Origin of the sequence: Geobacter sulfurreducens PCA, assembly GCF_000007985.2 — a bacterium.
Classification (GTDB): domain Bacteria; phylum Desulfobacterota; class Desulfuromonadia; order Geobacterales; family Geobacteraceae; genus Geobacter; species Geobacter sulfurreducens.
Genome location: NC_002939.5, coordinates 2,585,126 through 2,603,985, shown reverse-complemented (window position 1 = coordinate 2,603,985; position 18,860 = coordinate 2,585,126). Strand labels below are relative to the sequence as shown.

Below are 18,860 nucleotides of genomic sequence, written 5' to 3'. Positions count from 1 at the left end.
GAGGATATATGAAATTACCCGACAAACAGGGCCATTTCGGCCAGTTCGGCGGCCGCTACGTGCCGGAAACCCTCATGCCGGCCCTGTTGGAGCTGGAGCAGGCCTACAACCACTACCGGCACGACCGCGAGTTCAAGGAGGAGTTCGACTACTACCTCCGCCAGTACGTGGGGCGGCCCAATCCGCTCTATTTCGCCGAAAAGCTCACGCAAAAGCTCGGGGGCGCGAAGATTTACCTCAAGCGCGAGGACCTGAACCACACCGGAGCCCACAAGGTGAACAACACCATCGGCCAGGGGCTTCTGGCCAAGCGGATGGGGAAGAAGCGGGTCATTGCGGAGACCGGCGCGGGGCAGCACGGGGTGGCCACCGCCACCATCGCGGCCCTTTTCGGCATGGAGTGCGAAGTCTTCATGGGAGAGGAGGATATCCGGCGCCAGGCTCTGAACGTCTTCCGGATGAAGCTCCTGGGGGCCACGGTCACGCCGGTGACCGCCGGGACCGCCACCCTCAAGGACGCCATGAACGAGGCCCTGCGCAACTGGGTGACCTACATCCACAACACCTTCTACGTGATCGGCACCGTGGCGGGGCCCCACCCCTATCCGGCCATGGTGCGCGACTTCCAGACGGTCATCGGCCGTGAGGCCAAGGCCCAGCACAGGAAGATCGAGGGGCGGCTGCCGGATGTGCTGGTGGCCTGCGTCGGCGGCGGCAGCAACGCCCTGGGGCTCTTCTACCCCTTCCTCGATGACCGGGAAGTGCGGATGGTGGGGGTGGAGGCGGCGGGCCACGGCATCGCCTCCGGCGCCCACGCGGCGCCCCTGTGTGCCGGGAGCGTCGGGGTCCTCCACGGCAACAAGACCTATCTACTCCAGGACGAGTTCGGCCAGATCGCCAATGCCCACTCCGTATCCGCCGGACTTGACTACCCCGGGGTCGGCCCGGAGCATGCCTGGCTCAAGGATGCGGGCCGGGCCGAGTACGTGTCGGTCACGGATGAGGAAGCCCTGGACGCCTTCACGCTCCTGACCCGCGAGGAGGGGATCATGCCGGCCCTGGAGTCGTCCCACGCCATCGCCCACGTGGTGAAGCTGGCACCGACGCTGCCGAAGGAGCAGACCATCGTGGTCTGTCTTTCGGGCCGGGGGGACAAGGATATTCATACCGTGGCCGATGCCATGGGGGTACGTTTTTAGGTGCTCGATATCCGGGGGCGAACTCGCTGAAAATGCAGTGTAACATGTTGAAAGTAGAGGTGAATCTTAGAAAAAAGCTTGACAAGACGAACTGTTTTAACTTATAACTGACGTCGCCTGTAAAATAGAACAGGCACAGGGAAAGGACCCCACACGGGTCCTTTTGCCGTTTCTGCAACGGCCTTCATTCATTAAGCAACCTGTCCATAGCCATCGGGCGGCCCGCTGCCGCCCCCGTCTGGTCCCGCCCGCTGTCCGGGGCGCGGCCGAAATTTACTGAAAGGAGGTTTCAGCCGGAGCCGTTCCCATTGATCACCGTCCGTACTTCGGACCGTCCGGCAAAGCTGCGTACCCCGACCAAAAAACCACTATGAAAAAGATGATACTAGTATTGGCAGGAACGATGCTTTTCAGCGTCTCCTGCAACCAGAGCGGACTTCGCAAGGAAGCCGGTCCGACGGCACAGTTCGACGCCGCGACCGATCTGGAGGTCCGCAGGCTCATGCAGCAGGGCGTCGAGTACGATGAACGACAGCGCCAGGCCCGAGCCATCGCCGTCGTCTTCGCCAAGAGGACGACCCCTGAGCGCGCCCACAAGCTCGCAGCCCTCTGCTACCTGAAAACCCTCGGCACCGACCTCATGCCGCTCGACCTGGCGGAAATAGCCCTCTCGGAAACCGGTTCCCTCGGATTCAATGCCAAGGCAGTCTCGCCCAAAGGGGCGCTCGGCGTGTGGCAGTTGATGCCGTACCGCGCCGCCAGCCACGGTTACCGGCCCGAGGAGATGCAGGACGACGAGAAGTGCGCCGAAGCCGCCGTGCGGGAGCTCTACAGCAAGCTCGACATGGCAAACGGCGACCTTGTCCGTGCCAAGAAACTTTACTGTGGCGTCGGCCCCGAAGCCGATGCCTACGAGATCAAGCGGCGCCGCTACCGGAGAGAGATCCTCCGTGAACTGGAGCCGTCGCTTCCGGTGCGGGCCCAGGAGCTCCGCATCGAAGTGGAGCAGGCTTCGTAACCAGGAATCATTCTCCCGTGAAACAGGTATTATTCGCCGCATTCATACTGCTCTTTCTTTCGGGCTGCTCTCTGTTCCTCTCCGAACCACGGGTCGCGGTCAAGGATGTGGCCGTGACCGGCTTCGGGGCGGACGGGGTGGACATCGAGCTGCTTCTCGGTGTGACAAACGAGAACTCCTTTGCCCTGTCGCTGACCGGGTACAGCTATGATCTTCAAGTGCTGGCTCTCCCCCTGACCACGGGGGGAGACCGCCGGCGCATCGAATTCCCCGGCGGCGCCACCACCGATGTGCGCCTTCCTTTCCGCGTCCCCTTCCGCTCCGTCATGGAGATTCTCAAGCGGCATCCGGACCCGGCCGCGATCCCCTATCGGCTGACCGGGTCGCTTGAAGTGGAGACCCCCCTGGGCCTCACACTGGTGCCGGTAAGTTCGACGGGCACGTTTTCCGTGCCGCAGCGGTACCGCCCCGCAGAGATTCTTAAAGGATTCACAGAAGTCATCAACGGCCTCAGACGCTGATTGTACGCCTCTTGCCGCGTGATTCCGCACCGGCTTGGGCCTCCTTTTCACTTGATAATGCGGACACCCCTCTGCTATATCAGAACCCATCACCTCTACGTGTTCCTCCGGAGTTCTCCGCCATGTTCAAGGATATGAAACTCGGTTACCGGCTCATAGGCTCCTTTGCCATCATGGCCGCCATCGTTGCTGTCACCGGCTTCATCGGCATCCGTTCCATCGGGATGGTTGGAAACAGGGTGTCGGATCTCATGCAGACCCGCGCGGATCAGCAGAAGCTGGCGTTGCAGCTCCAGGCCGCCGAGCGCACCAGCCGCGTCGCCCTGCTGGAGGCGATGATGGGGCACGTGGATACCAGGATCCTGGCCGCGAACGTGGAGTCCTATCGCAAGAACCGCGACATCTTCAGACGCTACAGCAACGCGCTGCTCAAGGGCGATCCGGCCCTGGGCATCCGGCCGGACTCCGTCGATACCGTCATGGAAGAGCATGCCAAGGCGCTCCTCGACACCTGGGCCGAGTATGAAAAGGTGGCGGACAGGATCATTGCCTACAAGTCCGGGGTCCTGAGCGGTTCGGTGTCTCCTTCGGTGCTCGTCGAGACCAGGCTTATCTCCGAGTTGTCCGGGGCAAGCGAATTCGTGGCCCGCGACATCGACGACCTCATCGAGACGGTCAAGGGGCTGATGCAGGTGGTGGGGCAGGAAACGCGCCAGATCCGGGCCTCGGTCAGCATTACCTTCGTCATTGTCATCATCGGGGCTGCCGTGCTGGCCTTCGTTTTCGGCGTCGTGGCCACCCGCAACATCATCCGGCGGGTGAACATGATGGTGACGGCGCTGAACAAGGGAGCGGAAGGGGATCTGACCGTCCGGGTGACCACCGATGCCACGGACGAGCTGTCGCTGCTCGGCCGGGATTTCAACATCATGCTGGAAATGCTGGGAGAGCTGGTCCGCAAGGTGAACCGCTCCCTGGTGGAGGTGGGGCAGGTCTCCGCCAACATCTTCGAGGCTTCGCGCCGGGTCATGGCCGCGGCGGAAGTCCAGGCCGAGGGAGTGTCCCTGACCTCGTCGGCCGTTGCCGAGATCAATACTTCCATCAAGGAGGTCTCCCGCGGCGTCGACGGCCTTTCCCTTTCCGCCTCGGAAACCTCGTCGTCGATCCTCGAGATGGCCGCCAGCATCGAAGAGGTGGCCGTGAACGTGGACTCACTGGCCCAGGCCGTTGATGAGGTAAGCTCCTCGGTGATGGAGATGGCCGCGTCCATCAAGCAGATCGCCAACAGCGTCGTGAGCCTCCAGGATGTGACCACCACCACTGCCTCTTCCGTGGCCGAGATGGATAGCTCGATCAGGCAGGTCGAGAAGAATGCCATGGAGACCGCATCCATTTCAGAGGGGGTGCGGCGGGACGCGGAGATGGGCAAGGTCTCCGTCGAAGCGACCATCGCCGGTATCAACGAGATCAAACGCTCTTCCCGGATCACCTCGGAAGTGATCGAAACCCTTTCCGTCCGGGCCACCGACATCGGCGCGATTCTGTCGGTCATCGACGAAGTGGCCGAGCAGACCAACCTGCTGGCCCTGAACGCCGCCATCATTGCGGCCCAGGCGGGCGAACACGGCAAGGGTTTCGCCGTGGTGGCCGACGAGATCAAGGAGCTGGCCGAGCGGACCACCAGCTCCACTCGCGAGATCGCCCAGCTGATCAAAGGGGTCCAGGATGAAACCGCCCGGGCCGTGGAGGCTATCGAGCTGGCCGAGAAGAGCATCGCCGACGGCGAGGCCCTGTCCCAGAAGTCGGGCGAAGCCCTGGCCAAGATCGTTACCGGCGTCCAGGGAGCCACGGCCCAGGTGGAGAGCATTGCCCGGGCCACCATGGAGCAGGCCAAGGGAAGCCAGATGATCCGTAGCGCCATGGAGCGGGTTTCGGACATGATCGCCCAGGTGGCCGGCGCCACCCGGGAGCAGGGCAAGGGGAGCGACATGATCATGGCCGCCGCGGAGCGGATGAAAGGGCTTACCTCCCAGGTCAGGACCTCAACCCGGGAGCAGAGCAAGGTGGGTGCGTTCATCGCCCGTTCCACCGAGAACATCACCGACATGATTCAGCAGATCAAGCGGGCCTGCGACGAGCAGTCGCGGGGCAGCGATCAGATCATCCGCGCCGTGGAGGACATCCAGGAGTCGACCTCGACCAATCTCGGCTCGGCCCGGATGATGGACGATGCGGTTTCACGGCTGTCCCGCCAGTTGGAAGCCCTTGAGCGGGGTATGAGCAGTTTCAAGGTGGAGAATCGGTAACCCGGGACCGGGGACCGGGGATCGGCACGATACCTGGAAACCCGGTCCGGCAACCATTCCGAAAGGTTTCCCATGAGCAGAATTGCCGGCACATTTGCCGAATTGAAGCACAACAGCCGCAAGGCCCTCGTTACCTTCATCACCGCCGGTGACCCGGACCTGGCCGCCACGGAAGCGCTGATTCCGCTTCTGGCTGAAAGCGGCGCCGACATCGTGGAACTTGGCGTTCCCTTTTCGGATCCAATGGCCGACGGCCCCACCATCCAGCTTTCTTCCGAGCGGGCCCTTGCTGCGGGGACGACCCTGCCGAAGATCCTCGACATGGTGCGCCGGGTCCGTACCCGCTGCCAGGTGCCCATCGTGCTCATGGGCTACTACAATCCGATTCTGATCCACGGCCTTGAGCGCTTTGCGGCGGATGCCTCGGCCGCGGGGGTCGACGGCGTGCTCCTGGTTGACCTTCCCCCGGAGGAGGCGGCCGAGTTCAAGGCATGTGCCGACCGCCACGGGCTCGATGTTATCTTCCTTCTCACCCCCACCTCCGACGAAGGGCGCATCCGGAAAGTGGCGCGGCAGGCCCGCGGGTTCGTCTACTATGTGTCGGTGACCGGCGTGACCGGCGCGCGGAGCGGCGTGGAGGCGTCCGTTTCCTCCAACGTGGCCGCCATTCGCGAGGCGATCACCGTGCCGGTCGTGGTCGGCTTCGGCATCTCGACGCCTGACCAGGCTGCCCAGGTGGCCGCCTCGGCCGACGGCGTGGTCGTGGGGAGCGCCATTGTAAAATTGTTCGAGCGTTTCACGGCCGCCGAGCTCGGGCGTGAGGTCGCAACCTTCGTTTCCGCGCTGCGCGAAGCGATCGGAAATTGACTTTAGCTGACTTTTTTGGTAATAAAACTTTTCAATTTTACTAAAAAATCCGGGATGCGAACGTCCCGACGGAGTGACGACATGGCGTGGTTCAAACGCGACAAGGCGCCGGGCGCGGCTGACAAGAAGGTGAAGGTTCCCGAGGGGCTCCTGACCAAGTGCGTGAGCTGCAAGGAAAACCTTCTGACCAAAGACCTGGAGAAGAACATCAATGTCTGCCCCAAGTGCGGACACCATTACCGGATCTCGGCCCGCCAGAGAATCGATCTGCTCCTGGACCCCGGGAGCTTCACGGAATACGATGCTGCCATGACCTCGGTGGATGTCCTTGATTTCAAGGACTCCAAGAGCTACAAGGATCGGATCCAGCAGGCGGTTGCCAAGGGGGGATCGCGCGACGCGGTGATCTGCGGCGAGGGCGCCATCGAGGGTATCCCGGTCCAGATGGCAGTCTTCGACTTCTCCTTCATGGGGGGGAGCATGGGGAGCGTGGTGGGCGAGAAGATCACCCGCGCCATCGAGCGGGGGATCGAGAAGCGGACCCCGGTCATCATCATCTCTGCGTCGGGTGGGGCGCGGATGCAGGAAAGCATCCTGTCCCTGATGCAGATGGCCAAGACCTCGGCGGCCCTGGCCAAGCTCAAGGAGTTGGGGCTTCCCTATATTTCCATCCTGACCGATCCGACCACCGGCGGGGTGACCGCCAGCTTCTCCATGCTCGGCGACATCAATATGGCCGAGCCCAAGGCACTCATCGGTTTCGCCGGCCCGCGGGTCATCGAGCAGACCATCCGCCAGAAGCTCCCCGAAGGGTTCCAGCGGGCCGAGTATCTCCTGGACCATGGCATGGTCGACGTCATCGTGGAGCGCAAGGATATGCGGGCGAGCCTCGCCCGGATACTTTCCATGCTGTATCGCGGCTGAATCCTCTTACCCCGGGATCTGCACGAAGGGGCCGGTTCGTTGACCGGCCCCTTTTTCGTGCCGGGTCAAATCAGTGGACATTTACCCTTTCATTTCCTATAATTCCGGCCAGCCATGACCTACGGGGAGATCCTGGCACATATCTACGGTCTGCGGCGCTTCGGCATCAGGCCGGGACTCGAACGGATCGCCACTCTCCTCCAGCGGCTCGGTAACCCCCAGGAGCGGCTCAGGGTCGTTCATGTGGCCGGGACCAATGGCAAGGGGTCAACGGCCGCCTTTCTGGCCTCCATTCTGGCGGAAGGGGGATACCGGGCAGGACTTTTCACCTCTCCCCATCTTACCCGCTTCACCGAACGGTTCAGGATCAACGGCACGGAGATCGCCGAGGAGGCCGCCGCACGCGTGGCCGGGCAGGTCCTGGCGAGCGCGCCGGAGGGCACCACCTTTTTCGAGGTGGTGACGGCCATGGCGCTGCTCCATTTCGTCGAGGAAGGGGTTGACGCAGCCATTCTCGAGGCGGGAATGGGGGGCGGCGCCGATGCCACGAGCGCTGCCACGGGAATCCTGACGGTCATCGCTCCCGTTGCCCTCGATCATTGCGAGTGGCTGGGCGAGACCATCCCGGCCATCGCCCGGGAGAAGGCCGGACTCATCAGGGCCGGACGGCCTGTGGTCCTCTCCCGGCAGCCGGCTGAAGCCCGTGACGTCTTCATTGAGCGCGGTCGCATCCTGGGGGCCCCCCTGGTATGCTTCGGTGCTGATTTTTCCGCCGCGTGGGACGAATCGTCCCTTGCCTATGACGGGCTGTCGCGGCAGCTCGCCGGCCTGCGGCCCGGCATCGGCGGCCGCTATCAGCTGGCGAACGCAGCCACGGCCCTGGCCGCCGCGGAAATCCTGGCCGACAACGGCTTCCGCCTCGATTCCCCCGCGTTGCGGGCAGGCATTGACGCGGCCCGCTGGCCCGGCAGGATGGAACTCTTCTCCGGCGCGCCGCGGGTGCTGCTGGACGGCGCCCACAATCCCGACGGCGCCCGGGCGCTCGCCGAGTCGCTGGCCGACTATCCCCGACGGCGTCTGATCGTGGTGACCGGCGTCATGGCGGACAAGGATGCGGCGGGGATTCTCGCACCTGTTCTGCCCCTGGCCCATGAGGTGGTGGCGGTCACTCCGGCGGTGGAACGGGGCCTTGATGCCGGCCGGCTCGCCGAGCTGTGCCGGGAGAAGGGGCTGAATGCCGTTGCCGGCGGCACCGTCGCCGAGGGGCTCGCCCTCGCCCGGCAGCGGGCCGGCGAGCAGGATCTCATTCTCGTCTGCGGTTCCCTCTTCACGGTGGGAGAGGCCCGGGCGATTCTTCTTTCGCAGCAATACGAGCCGTTTCGCGGCTGACCGACAACCGGGCATGCCGCTGATGTGCAGCTAACGACCCGGACACGGAAACCGTCCATGCCATTGAATCCCATCCGCATAGTTGGAGGCATCGTTCTCGCGCTGCTCCTGGCCCCGCCCTACACGGCCAGGGGTGCAGACGGGGGCGAGGAGCCGTTCTATCTCGATGCCGACACCCTGACCCATGAGGCTGCCGGCGACACGGTTGAGGCGAGCGGCAACGTGCGGATCAGGGGGAGGGGAATGACGCTCCTCTCGGACCAGGCGTTCCTGTTCGGAGACAAGGAGGAGGCTGAGGCCCGGGGGAACGTGATCCTCATGCGCGACGGCGATACCCTGCGCGCGGACCGGATCCGGCTCAACTACCGAACCGACACCGGCGTGGTGGAGAACGGTGCGGCCTTCATGCCCAAGGGCAACTTCCACCTGCGGGCGAAGCAAATGGAAAAGAAGGGCCCCGACGCGTATCGCCTGGAGCGGGGGTCCTTCACCACCTGTGACGGGGACAATCCCAGCTGGAAGTTTTCCGCTTCCGAAATCGACGTGAATACCGAAGGCTACGCCACCGGCAAGCACGCCCTGTTTCTCGTCAAGGATATTCCGATCCTCTACTTTCCCTACCTCATCTATCCCGTGAAACGCGAACGGCAGTCGGGCCTGCTGACGCCCCGCACCGGCAACTCAAGCAAAAAGGGTTTCATGCTCGATCTGGCCTACTACTGGGCCATCAGCCCCAGCCAGGACGCGACCTTCAATGTTGACATCCTGACCAAGCGCGGAACGGGGCTCGGCGTGGATTACCGCTACATCCGGAAGCGGGGCAGCGAGGGAAACCTGCGGGGCTTTGTCATCTACGATACCGAGCAGCAGCGCTTCCGGGGCGATCTCTCCCAGCGGCATCAGGAGATCGTTTCGGATACGTTCAACCTGAAGTCCGACATCAACCTGGTGGCCGACCGGAACTTCTACCGGGACTACGCCGAAGAGAGCGGGGTTTACAACCAGAGCCAGCTGGAAACCACCCTTTCGGCCACCAAGTATTTTGATCGCCACATCCTTTCCGGCGAGTTCCGCTACGTGCAGGACCTGCGGGAAGAGGTCCCCGACAACCGCAAAACTCTCCAGAAGCTCCCCACCATAACCCTGACGGGCATCCGCCAGCGGCTGTGGGAAACCCCGGTCTTCTTCTCGTTTGATTCCAATTTCATCAACTTCTATCGGAGAGAAGGGATCAAGGGGCAGCGACTCGATATCTCCCCCATGCTCACGGGGTACGCAAAGCCGTTCGGTCCCCTGGAGACCGCCGCCTGGGTCGGCTACCGCCAGCGTCTCTACTACGCTCACGGCGTTGAGAGCGGTGAAGGTATCCGCGGGTCGGGGCTTTTTTCGGCAGGAACCTCGCTTTCCTCAACGCTCTCGCGAGTGTTCGAAACGGGCAGTGCTTCCATGCCCCGGGTTCGCCACGTGATGGTTCCCGAGGTCAGTTACAATTATGTGCAGGACCGGGACCAGGAATCGCTGCCGTTCTTCGATTACAACGACCGCATCGTGCATGAAAACCGGGTCGTCTACTCCCTTACCAATTACGTGACCGGCCGATTCAACCGGGGCGACGGGCCGCCCGAGTACCGGGACCTCCTCTATCTCCGCATCGCCCAGGGCTATGAGTTCAGCGGTACCCGCCGCGATCTCCTCACCCTGGTGGATGAGAAGCGGCACTTCACCGACGTGCAGGTGGAGGCCACGGTGCACCCTCACCGGCTGGTGTCGTTATCCACTGACGTTCGCTATAATCCCTACCGCACGATCCTTTCCACGGTGGCTGTGTCGGCCGACGCCCGCGATGAAAAGGGCAATACGGCCTCCATTCTGTATCGCCACGCCCGGGACGAGGTGGAATATCTGGAGGCGAGGACCTCGCTGGCCCTTTTCGCACCGGTGTTCGTTAATTACGCCAACCGCTACTCCTTTGATCGCAAGGGGACCCTCGAGTCCTTCTATTCGCTGGAGTACCGGCACCAGTGCTGGAGCGTGAGCTTTTCCTACCGCGACCGGCCCGATACCAACGAATTCTTTGTTACCTTTGCCCTGGCCGGTATCGGTTCAGTGGGCAAGATACGGGCATTCTAATTCTCAGGAGGTTGTCATGGGTGACACCTTTTCCCCTTCCGCCGTGCTCGTGACCGGCGGCGCCGGCTTCATCGGCTCCAATTTCATTAATCACTTCCTGCCGGCGAACCCCGGTTGCCGGGTGATCAATCTGGATATCCTCACCTATGCCGGCAATCTGCGCAATTTGACAGCCGTGGAGCAGAACCCGGCCTACCGCTTCGTTAAGGGCGACATCGGCGATGCCGACCTCGTCCGGCGCATCCTGGCCGAAGAGCGGATCGACGCGGTTGTCCACTTTGCCGCCGAATCCCACGTGGACCGCTCCATCCTGGGACCGGAAATTTTCGTGAGAACCAACGTCCTCGGCACCCAGGTGCTCCTGGAGGAAAGCCGCCGGCACTGGGAATCGGGCGCGATCGAGCGCTTCCGCTTCCTGCATGTTTCGACCGACGAGGTGTACGGGACACTGGGGGAAACGGGCTACTTCACCGAGGAGACCCCCCTGGCCCCCAACTCCCCCTACTCGGCGAGCAAGGCCGGTTCCGACCTGCTGGTGCGGGCCTACAACGAGACGTTCGGCCTGCCGGTCCTGACCACCCGCTGCTCCAACAACTACGGTCCCTTCCAGTTTCCGGAGAAACTGATCCCGCTCATGATCCACAATATCGTGGCCGGAAAGCCCCTGCCGGTGTACGGCGACGGCCGCAACGTGCGCGACTGGCTCCATGTGAAGGATCATTCCACGGCCATCGAAACGGTGCTCAAGGGTGGCAAGCCGGGCGAGGTCTTCAACGTGGGCGGCAACAACGAGTGGTTCAACATCGACATCGTTCACCTGCTCTGCGATCTCCTGGATGAACGGCTCGGCAGACCCGGCGGGGAAAGCCGCGGCCTGATCACCTTTGTCAAGGATCGTCTCGGCCATGATCGCCGCTACGCCATCAGCGCTGCCAAAATCAAGCGGGAGCTGGGATGGGAGCCCTCGTACACCTTCGAGCGCGGCATTGCCGAAACCGTGGACTGGTACCTGGCCAACCGCGCCTGGGTGGATGAAGTGACGTCCGGCTCATACCGGGATTACTACGAAACACAGTACGGAGGCGGGCAATGATCCTGGTGGTCGGTGCCAAGGGAATGCTCGGCCGCGACCTCATGCGGGTGCTGCCGGGGGACGTGCGGGGGGTCGATATCGAAGAGATCGACATTACCTCGCCGGAATCGGTACGGCGGGTCATTCTGACCCTGAAGCCGCGGGTGGTGGTGAACTGTGCCGCCTACACCGATGTGGACGGCTGCGAGACCAACGCGGACCTTGCCATGGCGGTGAACGGCGAGGGGGTGGGGCACCTGGCCGCCGTGACCCGCGAGATCGGGGCGCTGCTCGTTCAGATGAGCACCGATTACGTGTTCGACGGCGTCAAGGAGAGCCCGTTTCTGGAGGATGATCCGCCCAATCCCCTGAGCGTGTACGGCAGATCGAAGCTTATGGGCGAGGAACAGGCCCGTGAAACCCCCGATCACCTCATCGTCCGGACCCAGTGGCTCTATGGGCTCGGCGGCAAGAACTTCGTGGAAACCATGCTGCGCCTGTCGACGGAGCGGAGCGAAATCGCCGTGGTGGACGACCAGATCGGCTCCCCCACCTGGACAGTGGACCTTGCCCTGGCCATCAGCGAACTGATAGAGAACAACTGCCGCGGCACCTATCATGCGGCCAACAGGGGGATCTGTTCCTGGTTCGATTTCGCCCGCGCCATTTTTGCCGAAGCAGGAGTGGAGATGACCGTCCGGCCCCAGACCACCGCCCAACTGGGCCGGCCGGCCCCGCGTCCCCTCTATTCGGCTCTCTGCTGCGACAAGTTGACCCGGGACACGGGGCTCGAACTGGAAGGCTGGCGCGAGGCACTTGCCACCTATTTGGAAAAGCGGCGCGAAGCCGGATTGTCCTGACGGAGGAACACGACGATGGAACTGGAGCGCGGCGAACGTCCTTGGGGCACATACACCGTTCTCGAGGAGAACAAGAACTACAAGATCAAGCGGATCGAGGTGAAGCCGGGGCAGCGGCTGTCGCTGCAGATGCACCATCACCGGAGCGAGCACTGGATCGTGGTTTCCGGAACGGCCCGGGTTACCTGCGGCGACGATGAATACACGGTGAACGTGAACGAATCCACCTTTATCCCCATCGGTCGCAATCACCGGTTGGAAAACCCGGGCAAGATACCCCTCGTCATCATCGAGGTGCAGAGTGGGGAATACCTGGGGGAGGACGACATCATTCGTTTCGATGACGATTACCATCGCTGCGAAGCTGCTGCAGCGACCTGTGCCGAAGAGGAAGGGGCGTGAGCCCTTCCTTCATCACCACACTTCCCGACACGTTCTCCGGCAGGCCGCGGCGTCCCGTTTCCGCGTCGCGCCATGCCGGCAGCCACAATGCCTCACCATTGCCCCCTGTACCAGCTAAACGAGACAATTAGTTGAGACATTGATAATGTCTGTGGATTGGTCCGTGTTCACTCCTTGAGCGATTGTGTCACCATTGCCCTGTTGTACGCACCGGTAATGGCGTGGCGGGTGAGAATGCCGACCACCCGCCTTTGTCCGCCGGGCTCCACAACGGGAAGCTCGTCCAGGGGCGTGCGCTCGAAGATCTGGAGTGCTTTCGCCAGAGTGTCTTCGCTGGTGACGGTCAAAATGTCCACGGCGGCCATTTCGCCCAAGGTGACCTGGTCGAGAAGCTCCTGCTCGAACGCGATCCCCAGGAAGTCATGGATGACCACGACCCCGGAAAGCTCTCCCCCGCCAGTGACGACGGGGAAGGTGGTCTGGCGCGGCGAATGGCTGCGGGCCAGGAACTGGCGGATGGTCATGGTTTCCGGGAGTATCTCCGGGTCGCGCATCATGACCCCCTTGACCCGGATTCGCTCCAGGACCCTCTGTTCTCGCCCGGCCCGCAGGTCGATCCCCTGGGCGGCCAGGTCGGCAGTATCGATGCCGTCTTTGTGGAAGTGGCGGGCCACGGCGGTGCCGATGGCGCAGGCGAGCATGATCGGCACAATGACCTTGTAGGAACCGGTCATCTCGAAGAGCAGGAAGATGCCGGTCATGGGCGCGTGGGTGACCGATGCGAGGAACGCGCCCATCCCCACCAGGGCATAGGCGCCCGGCGTTGCCGTCTGATACGGGAAGAGGCTGTTCGCCAGGAAGCCGAAACTCATGCCGGTGACCGAACCGATGAACAGGGACGGCGCAAAGGTCCCGCCCGGCAGCCCCGAGCCGACCGTTACGCAGGTGGCGACCATCTTGCCGACGATAAGGAGCGTGACAAGGAGCCACCCCACGTCGTTGGAAACGGCTTTTTCGATGAACTCGTAACCGTTGCCCTGGACCTGGGGCAGAAGAACCGCGACGCAGCCGACGAGAAACCCGCCCAGAAGAGGTTTCCACAGTGGATTGATAGGGAGGCGCGAGAACATGTCCCTGGTTTTCCCGTAGCCTGTTATGAAGAGGGCCGCGAGGCAGCCGCACACCACCCCGAGCAGGGCGTAGAAGGCAAGTTCGAGGGGGTGAACGAGCTGGTAGGCGGGCACGTCGAAGGCGGGGATGTCGCCATACATGGCCCGGGAGACAACGGTGGCCATGCCGGACGAGATGACGATGCTCGTGAAGGAAGAGAGCTCGAAGGAGGAGAGAAGGACGATTTCATGGGCGAAAAACACCCCGGCAAGGGGGGCATTGAAGGTGGCGGCAACTCCGCCGGAGACCCCGCAGCCGATGAGGACCTTGAGACGCTCTCCCGACATGCCGAGCAGGTGCCCCACCACGGAGCCGGCCGTGCCGCCGATCTGGGCGATGGGGCCTTCCTGGCCGGCGGAGCCGCCGGAGCCGATGGTGAGCGCCGACGAAATCCCCCTGGTGAACATGAGCCTGAGCGGCAGTCGCCCGCCCCGCAGATTGACCGTTTCCAGAAACCGGGGGAAGCCGAAGGCCATGTCTTCCCTGAATTTGATGAACAGGGGGAACATGACGATGGCGCCGGTGATGGGAAAGGCGATAGCCCAGAGACGGCTCGCGTTCCAGGCATAGGGCGAATAGCCGGTCAACTGCCCGCCGCTGTCGATGATGAGCCACCGGAACAGGTCGATGCACGAGCGGAAGGCGTAGTTGCACAGTCCCGCCAACAGGCCGATCCCCACGGCGAGAATCGCCATGAGCGTATTTTCGCTGATCCGAAACCGGGAGAGGAGAGAAAAAACCGCCCGCCGCATTCGGACGAACCGGCGCAGCAGATGAAGATCCCTGATGAGGATCAGCGGTGTGGTCCACCGTGCAGATTTTCCGGGAAACTCAAGCTTCATGGCAGGATGCGGCTCCTGGGCGGGAAAGCCCGGTTTTCGGAATGCGGGCCGCCCCGTCGCATCCCGATTGTTTGAATGCAAATTATATACTGCCGCGGTTACGATTCCGCAACATGTTTTCCCCGTCGCACTGGTCGATTTTCTTGCCTTGGTGATAATCCGGCGCTAGGATGGGGGCGAGAAGGGGGCGTTACGATCCTGAACCGGAGCTGATAATGAAAACTACAGAAGAACTTATCGCCGATGTGACCGATAACCTGCGCCGGGTTTTTCAGGTTGTGAACGAACACTCGAAACGGGCCATGCGTGAGACGGGGCTCACCGGGCCCCAGCTCTGGACCATCAAGGTCGTTGCCGGCCACGGCCCCATTCGGGTTTCCGATCTCGCCCGCAGGCTCTATCTCCACAATGCCACGGTAGTGGGGATCATCGATCGGCTGGAGGCTCTGGGGCTCGTGCAGCGGACCCGGTCCCGGGAGGATCGCCGGGTGGTGATGGTCGACCTGACGGAAGACGGGAAAAACCTGGTGGCGCAAGCTCCCGAGGTGGCCCAGGGACTCCTTGTGTCGGGGCTGGAAAACATTCCCCGGGAGAAGCTCGAAACCATCTTCGAAGGATTTCAGCTCATGGTCAGCATCCTCGGGGCGCAGAACCTTCCCCCCCAGCTCATTTTCTCGTCGGAGGTGAACCGGGCGCGGGCAGGGGGCGCCCGGAAGGGGCGAAGGAATACGGAGTGAAACGGGAGTTTCCGCTAAAAAGGAGCCATGATCGGCTCCTTTTTTTATGGCGGAAACGGTTACCGGAACTCCCGCAGCACCGTCTCGACCCCGCGCAGGTAAGAGGAAACCCGTTCGGGGCGGTTGGCGAGGGCATAGCCGAGTTCGTGGAGGGCATTGTCCAGCAGGAACGAGCGGAGGAGGGTCTCGAGGTCGCTCCGCTCCGTCGGGACGAGGGGGCTTGTGCCCATCTGCTCCAGGTAGCCGGCCAGATAGCGGCAGCTCACGTGATACCAGCAGGCCTCCGCCCAGGGCTCCAGGAGCGGGATGTCGCCGGGATGGCCAGCGCCGTGGCGGGCAAGGGCCGTCAGGGTGGCGTTGTGGAAGGAGCGGATCATTCCCGCCACATCCCGCAGGGGGGAGCGTTTGATGCGGCGCTCGCCGAGGGGCCGGTCCGGCTCGCCCTCCAGGTCGATTATCATGAAGTCCTTGCCGGTGAAGAGAACCTTTTCCAACCTGAAGTTGCCGTGGATGCGGCTCTTCATGGCCTGAATCCGCCGGCCGACGATGGGACGCAGACAGGCGAGAAGTTCCTTTTCCGCGCTCAGAATCCTGTCGGCCGATGCCAACGCCTCTGCGGGCAGGTCCTTGTGGTGCTGGGCCAGGAGCTGGAGGCTGCGTCGGGCCTGGTTGCGCATGGACTGGTACACGGAGCGCTGGTAGAGGGTGGAATACTCCTCGGGCCGCCAAGCCGGGTCGTTTCCCCCGGCGGCGAGGGCCAAGTGGAGCTCGGCGGTCCGGCGGCCGAGAAGTCCAGCCATCTCCAAATAAAAGCCGCCGATGAGCTCCGCCGCCGGTTCCGGCACGGTGCAGGCGCTGCCGTCCATGAGGCTCGAAAAACGCGACGGCGGCGGTGGCAGCTCGCCCCGGCACGAGAGAATCCGCTCGAAGTACTGGCCCAGGAGGTGGAGGGAGAGTCGCCAGCCGTCGCCCTGGTTCTGTACGTATCCCTGGAGCAGGCCGATAGCGCCCGGCTCGACGCCGGGATGCCGCAATTCCAGGCTCCCCTGGAAGGGGGCAACGTTGGGGTAGCTCGATTTTGCGGTGAGGAACCGCGCCATCTCCACCTCGGAATTGATGCCCGGCTCCACCTTGCGGTAGAGCTTGAGCACGTGGCGATCGCCGTAGGTGATGATGCTGTTGGTCTGTTCCGCCTTGGGGAGTTCGGAGGCGAGATGACGCATCTCTTCCCTGGAGCCGATGCGTCCTGCTCCGGCGTGAACCGGCACGATGAGACTGTTTTCCTCGCCATGGAGCCGGCGACGGCCGAGTGCCAGGGCAAGGAGCGCGTCCCTGAATTCCCGGTCATGGACCGCATCGCAGAGAATGCCCTCTTCGTCCCCCACGGAAAGAGCGGCTATGGCCGCCCGGGGGGATTCGGCGCTTACCCGTTTCGCTCCGGCACCGGTGAGGAACGCCACGGGAATCAGGTAGGTTTCCGGCGGGCCGTCCTGGTAGCGTACCTCAAGGAAGAAGATGGGGAACACCCGTTCCCCCTGCCGCAGGAGCACGGTGTCGCGCAGCACGTAGCCGATGATTGCCCTCGCTTTTCCCCGGAACCAACCGCTTCGCTTGAGGTAATCGGTGGTCACCCGTTCCAGGTGAGCGTCGCCCCTGGTCTGGCGGAGAGTCTCCCACCAGGGGAGTTCTCCCCGAAGCCTGATCCGCGGCAGTTCTTCCTCGGCCTGAAGCGGCGCTTCCCTGCGCCGCAGCAGGAACCAGAAGTGGTCGTGGGGGCCCAGGGTGAGGGGATAGGTGGCTTCGCGGATGACCGGGAAGCGATTCCGGCTGAAGAGGTCTTCGGGGGATATGCCGGCGAATTCCTGAAGGTCCAGGTTGATGGCCTGGGCGAAGCGGGAGAGGTTGACCACCACGAGGATCACTTCATCCTCGTGGCGGCGGAGAAAGGCCAGGACCTTGTGGTTGGCCGGATAGAGCATCTCCATGGCGCCGCGGCTGAAGGCCCGGTAGCGGCGGCGCACGGCGATGATGCGCCGCATCCACCAGAGCAGCGAGGTGGGGTTGCGCTCCTGGATGTCCACGTTTACCGCTTCGTAGTGGTATTCGGGATCGATGATGACCGGCAGGAAGAGGCGCTGGGGGTTGGCGCCGGAAAAACCGGCATTGCGGTCGGGGCTCCACTGCATGGGGGTACGGACGCCGTTGCGGTCCCCCAGGTAGTAGTTGTCCCCCATGCCGATCTCATCGCCGTAGTAGATGACGGGGGTGCCGGGCAGGGAGAAGAGCAGGGCGTTCATGAGTTCGATCCGCCGCCGGTCCTTGCCGAGGAGGGGCGCCAGCCGCCGCCGGATTCCCAGGTTGATCCTGGCCTTGGGGTCCGAGGCGTAGATCCGGTACATGTAGTCCCGCTCCTCGTCGGTCACCATCTCCAGGGTCAGCTCGTCGTGGTTGCGGAGAAAGATGGCCCACTGGCATCCCTCGGGGATCGCGGGGGTCTGGTCGAGGATGTCGACCACCGGGAAGCGGTCCTCCATCTCGATGGCCATGTACATGCGGGGCATCAGCGGGAAGTGGAAGAGCATGTTGCACTCGTCCCCCTCGCCGAAATAGGCCACCGCGTCCTCGGGCCATTGATTGGCCTCGCCCAGCAGCATCCGGTTGGGGAACGAGGCGTCCATGTGTCCCCGGAGCCTTTTCAGGAAGTCATGGGTTTCGGGCAGGTTTTCGCAGTTGGTTCCTTCCCGCTCGAAGAGGTAGGGGACGGCATCCAGCCGGACGCCGTCCACACCCATCCCCAGCCAGTAGTCGATGATCCGGAGCACTTCCGACTGGACCCGGGGGTTGTCGAAATTGAGGTCGGGCTGGTGGGAATAGAACCGGTGCCAGTAGTAGGCCTTGGCCACCGGGTCCCAACTCCAGTTGGACGTCTCGAAGTCCTGGAAGATGATCCGGGTTTCCCGGTACCGGTCGGGGGTATCGCTCCAGACGTAGTAGTCCCGGTGGACCGAGCCCGGTTTTGCCCGGCGGGCACGCTGGAACCAGGGGTGCTGGTCCGAGGTGTGGTTGAGGACCAGCTCGGTGATGACCCGGATGCGGCGGGCATGGGCCTCCCTGAGGAATTCCCGGAATTCGCGCAGGGTGTTGTAGCTGGGGTTGACGTTGTAGTAGTCGGCAATGTCGTAGCCGTCGTCGCGCAAGGGGGACGGGTAGAAGGGAAGTATCCAGATGGCGGTGATCCCCAGGGACTGGAGATAATCGAGCTTCCCCATGAGGCCCCGGAAGTCCCCCACGCCGTCGCCGTCGGAATCGGCGAAGGCCTTCACGTGGAGTTGGTAGATGACGGCGTCCCGGTACCAGAGGGGGGTGTCGTCCGACAGCGGTGTCCTGCGAGCCATTGGTGCCTCCGTGATAGTAGCGTGCGGC

The 18,860-nt window shown here is 63.1% G+C and carries 14 protein-coding genes; 12 read left to right on the top strand and 2 right to left on the bottom strand.

The window, feature by feature from the left end:
* Nucleotides 1-8 precede the first annotated feature (8 nt).
* From trpB to GS_RS11860, 11 genes are all read left to right on the top strand, one after another.
* On the top strand, nucleotides 9-1,199 hold the full coding sequence (gene trpB / locus GS_RS11910) for a tryptophan synthase subunit beta (protein WP_010943010.1): 1,191 nt from the start codon (nucleotides 9-11) through the stop codon (nucleotides 1,197-1,199).
* Between the two features lie 370 nt (nucleotides 1,200-1,569).
* Complete coding sequence (locus tag GS_RS11905; protein WP_010943009.1) at nucleotides 1,570-2,217, top strand: transglycosylase SLT domain-containing protein; 648 nt, start codon at nucleotides 1,570-1,572, stop codon at nucleotides 2,215-2,217.
* A gap of 17 nt (nucleotides 2,218-2,234) precedes the next feature.
* Nucleotides 2,235-2,738: an LEA type 2 family protein gene (locus GS_RS11900; protein WP_010943008.1), complete on the top strand. Its 504-nt coding sequence runs from the start codon at nucleotides 2,235-2,237 to the stop codon at nucleotides 2,736-2,738.
* A gap of 122 nt (nucleotides 2,739-2,860) precedes the next feature.
* Nucleotides 2,861-5,044: a methyl-accepting chemotaxis protein gene (locus GS_RS11895; RefSeq protein ID WP_010943007.1), complete on the top strand. Its 2,184-nt coding sequence runs from the start codon at nucleotides 2,861-2,863 to the stop codon at nucleotides 5,042-5,044.
* A 72-nt stretch (nucleotides 5,045-5,116) separates the two neighbouring features.
* A complete protein-coding gene (gene trpA / locus GS_RS11890) occupies nucleotides 5,117-5,911 on the top strand; it encodes a tryptophan synthase subunit alpha (RefSeq protein ID WP_010943006.1) in 795 nt (264 codons plus the stop codon).
* 81 nt (nucleotides 5,912-5,992) lie between these two features.
* Nucleotides 5,993-6,835 carry an acetyl-CoA carboxylase, carboxyltransferase subunit beta gene (gene accD / locus GS_RS11885; protein WP_010943005.1) on the top strand — a complete coding sequence of 281 codons (843 nt, stop codon included), beginning with the start codon at nucleotides 5,993-5,995 and terminating at the stop codon, nucleotides 6,833-6,835.
* 114 nt (nucleotides 6,836-6,949) lie between these two features.
* A complete protein-coding gene (locus GS_RS11880) occupies nucleotides 6,950-8,224 on the top strand; it encodes a bifunctional folylpolyglutamate synthase/dihydrofolate synthase (RefSeq protein WP_010943004.1) in 1,275 nt (424 codons plus the stop codon).
* Nucleotides 8,225-8,281: 57 nt separating this feature from the next.
* Nucleotides 8,282-10,354 (top strand): LPS-assembly protein LptD, encoded by a 2,073-nt coding sequence (locus tag GS_RS11875; protein WP_010943003.1) that lies wholly within the window; start codon nucleotides 8,282-8,284, stop codon nucleotides 10,352-10,354.
* 16 nt (nucleotides 10,355-10,370) lie between these two features.
* Nucleotides 10,371-11,447 (top strand): dTDP-glucose 4,6-dehydratase, encoded by a 1,077-nt coding sequence (gene rfbB, locus GS_RS11870; RefSeq protein ID WP_010943002.1) that lies wholly within the window; start codon nucleotides 10,371-10,373, stop codon nucleotides 11,445-11,447.
* Nucleotides 11,444-12,286, top strand: a complete 843-nt coding sequence (rfbD, locus tag GS_RS11865; protein WP_010943001.1) for a dTDP-4-dehydrorhamnose reductase — start codon at nucleotides 11,444-11,446, stop codon at nucleotides 12,284-12,286. The genes rfbB and rfbD overlap by 4 nt, the downstream gene beginning before the upstream one ends.
* Nucleotides 12,287-12,301: 15 nt before the next feature.
* Nucleotides 12,302-12,688 carry a cupin domain-containing protein gene (locus GS_RS11860; RefSeq protein ID WP_010943000.1) on the top strand — a complete coding sequence of 129 codons (387 nt, stop codon included), beginning with the start codon at nucleotides 12,302-12,304 and terminating at the stop codon, nucleotides 12,686-12,688.
* A gap of 167 nt (nucleotides 12,689-12,855) precedes the next feature.
* On the opposite strand, the gene GS_RS11855 is transcribed toward GS_RS11860, so the two are convergent.
* Nucleotides 12,856-14,700, bottom strand: coding sequence for a chloride channel protein (locus GS_RS11855; protein WP_010942999.1), 1,845 nt, complete (start codon nucleotides 14,698-14,700; stop codon nucleotides 12,856-12,858).
* A 215-nt stretch (nucleotides 14,701-14,915) separates the two neighbouring features.
* On the opposite strand from GS_RS11855, the gene GS_RS11850 reads away from it, so the two are divergent.
* Nucleotides 14,916-15,437, top strand: coding sequence for a MarR family winged helix-turn-helix transcriptional regulator (locus GS_RS11850; protein ID WP_010942998.1), 522 nt, complete (start codon nucleotides 14,916-14,918; stop codon nucleotides 15,435-15,437).
* Nucleotides 15,438-15,496: 59 nt separating this feature from the next.
* On the opposite strand, the gene treS is transcribed toward GS_RS11850, so the two are convergent.
* Entirely contained in the window at nucleotides 15,497-18,832 is a 3,336-nt protein-coding gene (gene treS / locus GS_RS11845; protein WP_010942997.1) for a maltose alpha-D-glucosyltransferase, read from the bottom strand.
* Nucleotides 18,833-18,860 lie beyond the last annotated feature (28 nt).

What these genes read in the sequence shown, in the direction of transcription:
- rfbB (WP_010943002.1), top strand. Translation starts at nt 10,371, where the DNA reads ATGGGTGACACCTTTTCCCCTTCCGCCGTGCTCGTGACCGGCGGCGCC.
- trpA (WP_010943006.1), top strand. Translation starts at nt 5,117, where the DNA reads ATGAGCAGAATTGCCGGCACATTTGCCGAATTGAAGCACAACAGCCGC.
- GS_RS11895 (WP_010943007.1), top strand. Translation starts at nt 2,861, where the DNA reads ATGTTCAAGGATATGAAACTCGGTTACCGGCTCATAGGCTCCTTTGCC.
- trpB (WP_010943010.1), top strand. Translation starts at nt 9, where the DNA reads ATGAAATTACCCGACAAACAGGGCCATTTCGGCCAGTTCGGCGGCCGC.
- treS (WP_010942997.1), bottom strand. Translation starts at nt 18,832, where the DNA reads ATGGCTCGCAGGACACCGCTGTCGGACGACACCCCCCTCTGGTACCGG.
- GS_RS11855 (WP_010942999.1), bottom strand. Translation starts at nt 14,700, where the DNA reads ATGAAGCTTGAGTTTCCCGGAAAATCTGCACGGTGGACCACACCGCTG.
- GS_RS11860 (WP_010943000.1), top strand. Translation starts at nt 12,302, where the DNA reads ATGGAACTGGAGCGCGGCGAACGTCCTTGGGGCACATACACCGTTCTC.
- accD (WP_010943005.1), top strand. Translation starts at nt 5,993, where the DNA reads ATGGCGTGGTTCAAACGCGACAAGGCGCCGGGCGCGGCTGACAAGAAG.
- GS_RS11850 (WP_010942998.1), top strand. Translation starts at nt 14,916, where the DNA reads ATGAAAACTACAGAAGAACTTATCGCCGATGTGACCGATAACCTGCGC.
- GS_RS11905 (WP_010943009.1), top strand. Translation starts at nt 1,570, where the DNA reads ATGAAAAAGATGATACTAGTATTGGCAGGAACGATGCTTTTCAGCGTC.
- GS_RS11880 (WP_010943004.1), top strand. Translation starts at nt 6,950, where the DNA reads ATGACCTACGGGGAGATCCTGGCACATATCTACGGTCTGCGGCGCTTC.
- GS_RS11875 (WP_010943003.1), top strand. Translation starts at nt 8,282, where the DNA reads ATGCCATTGAATCCCATCCGCATAGTTGGAGGCATCGTTCTCGCGCTG.
- rfbD (WP_010943001.1), top strand. Translation starts at nt 11,444, where the DNA reads ATGATCCTGGTGGTCGGTGCCAAGGGAATGCTCGGCCGCGACCTCATG.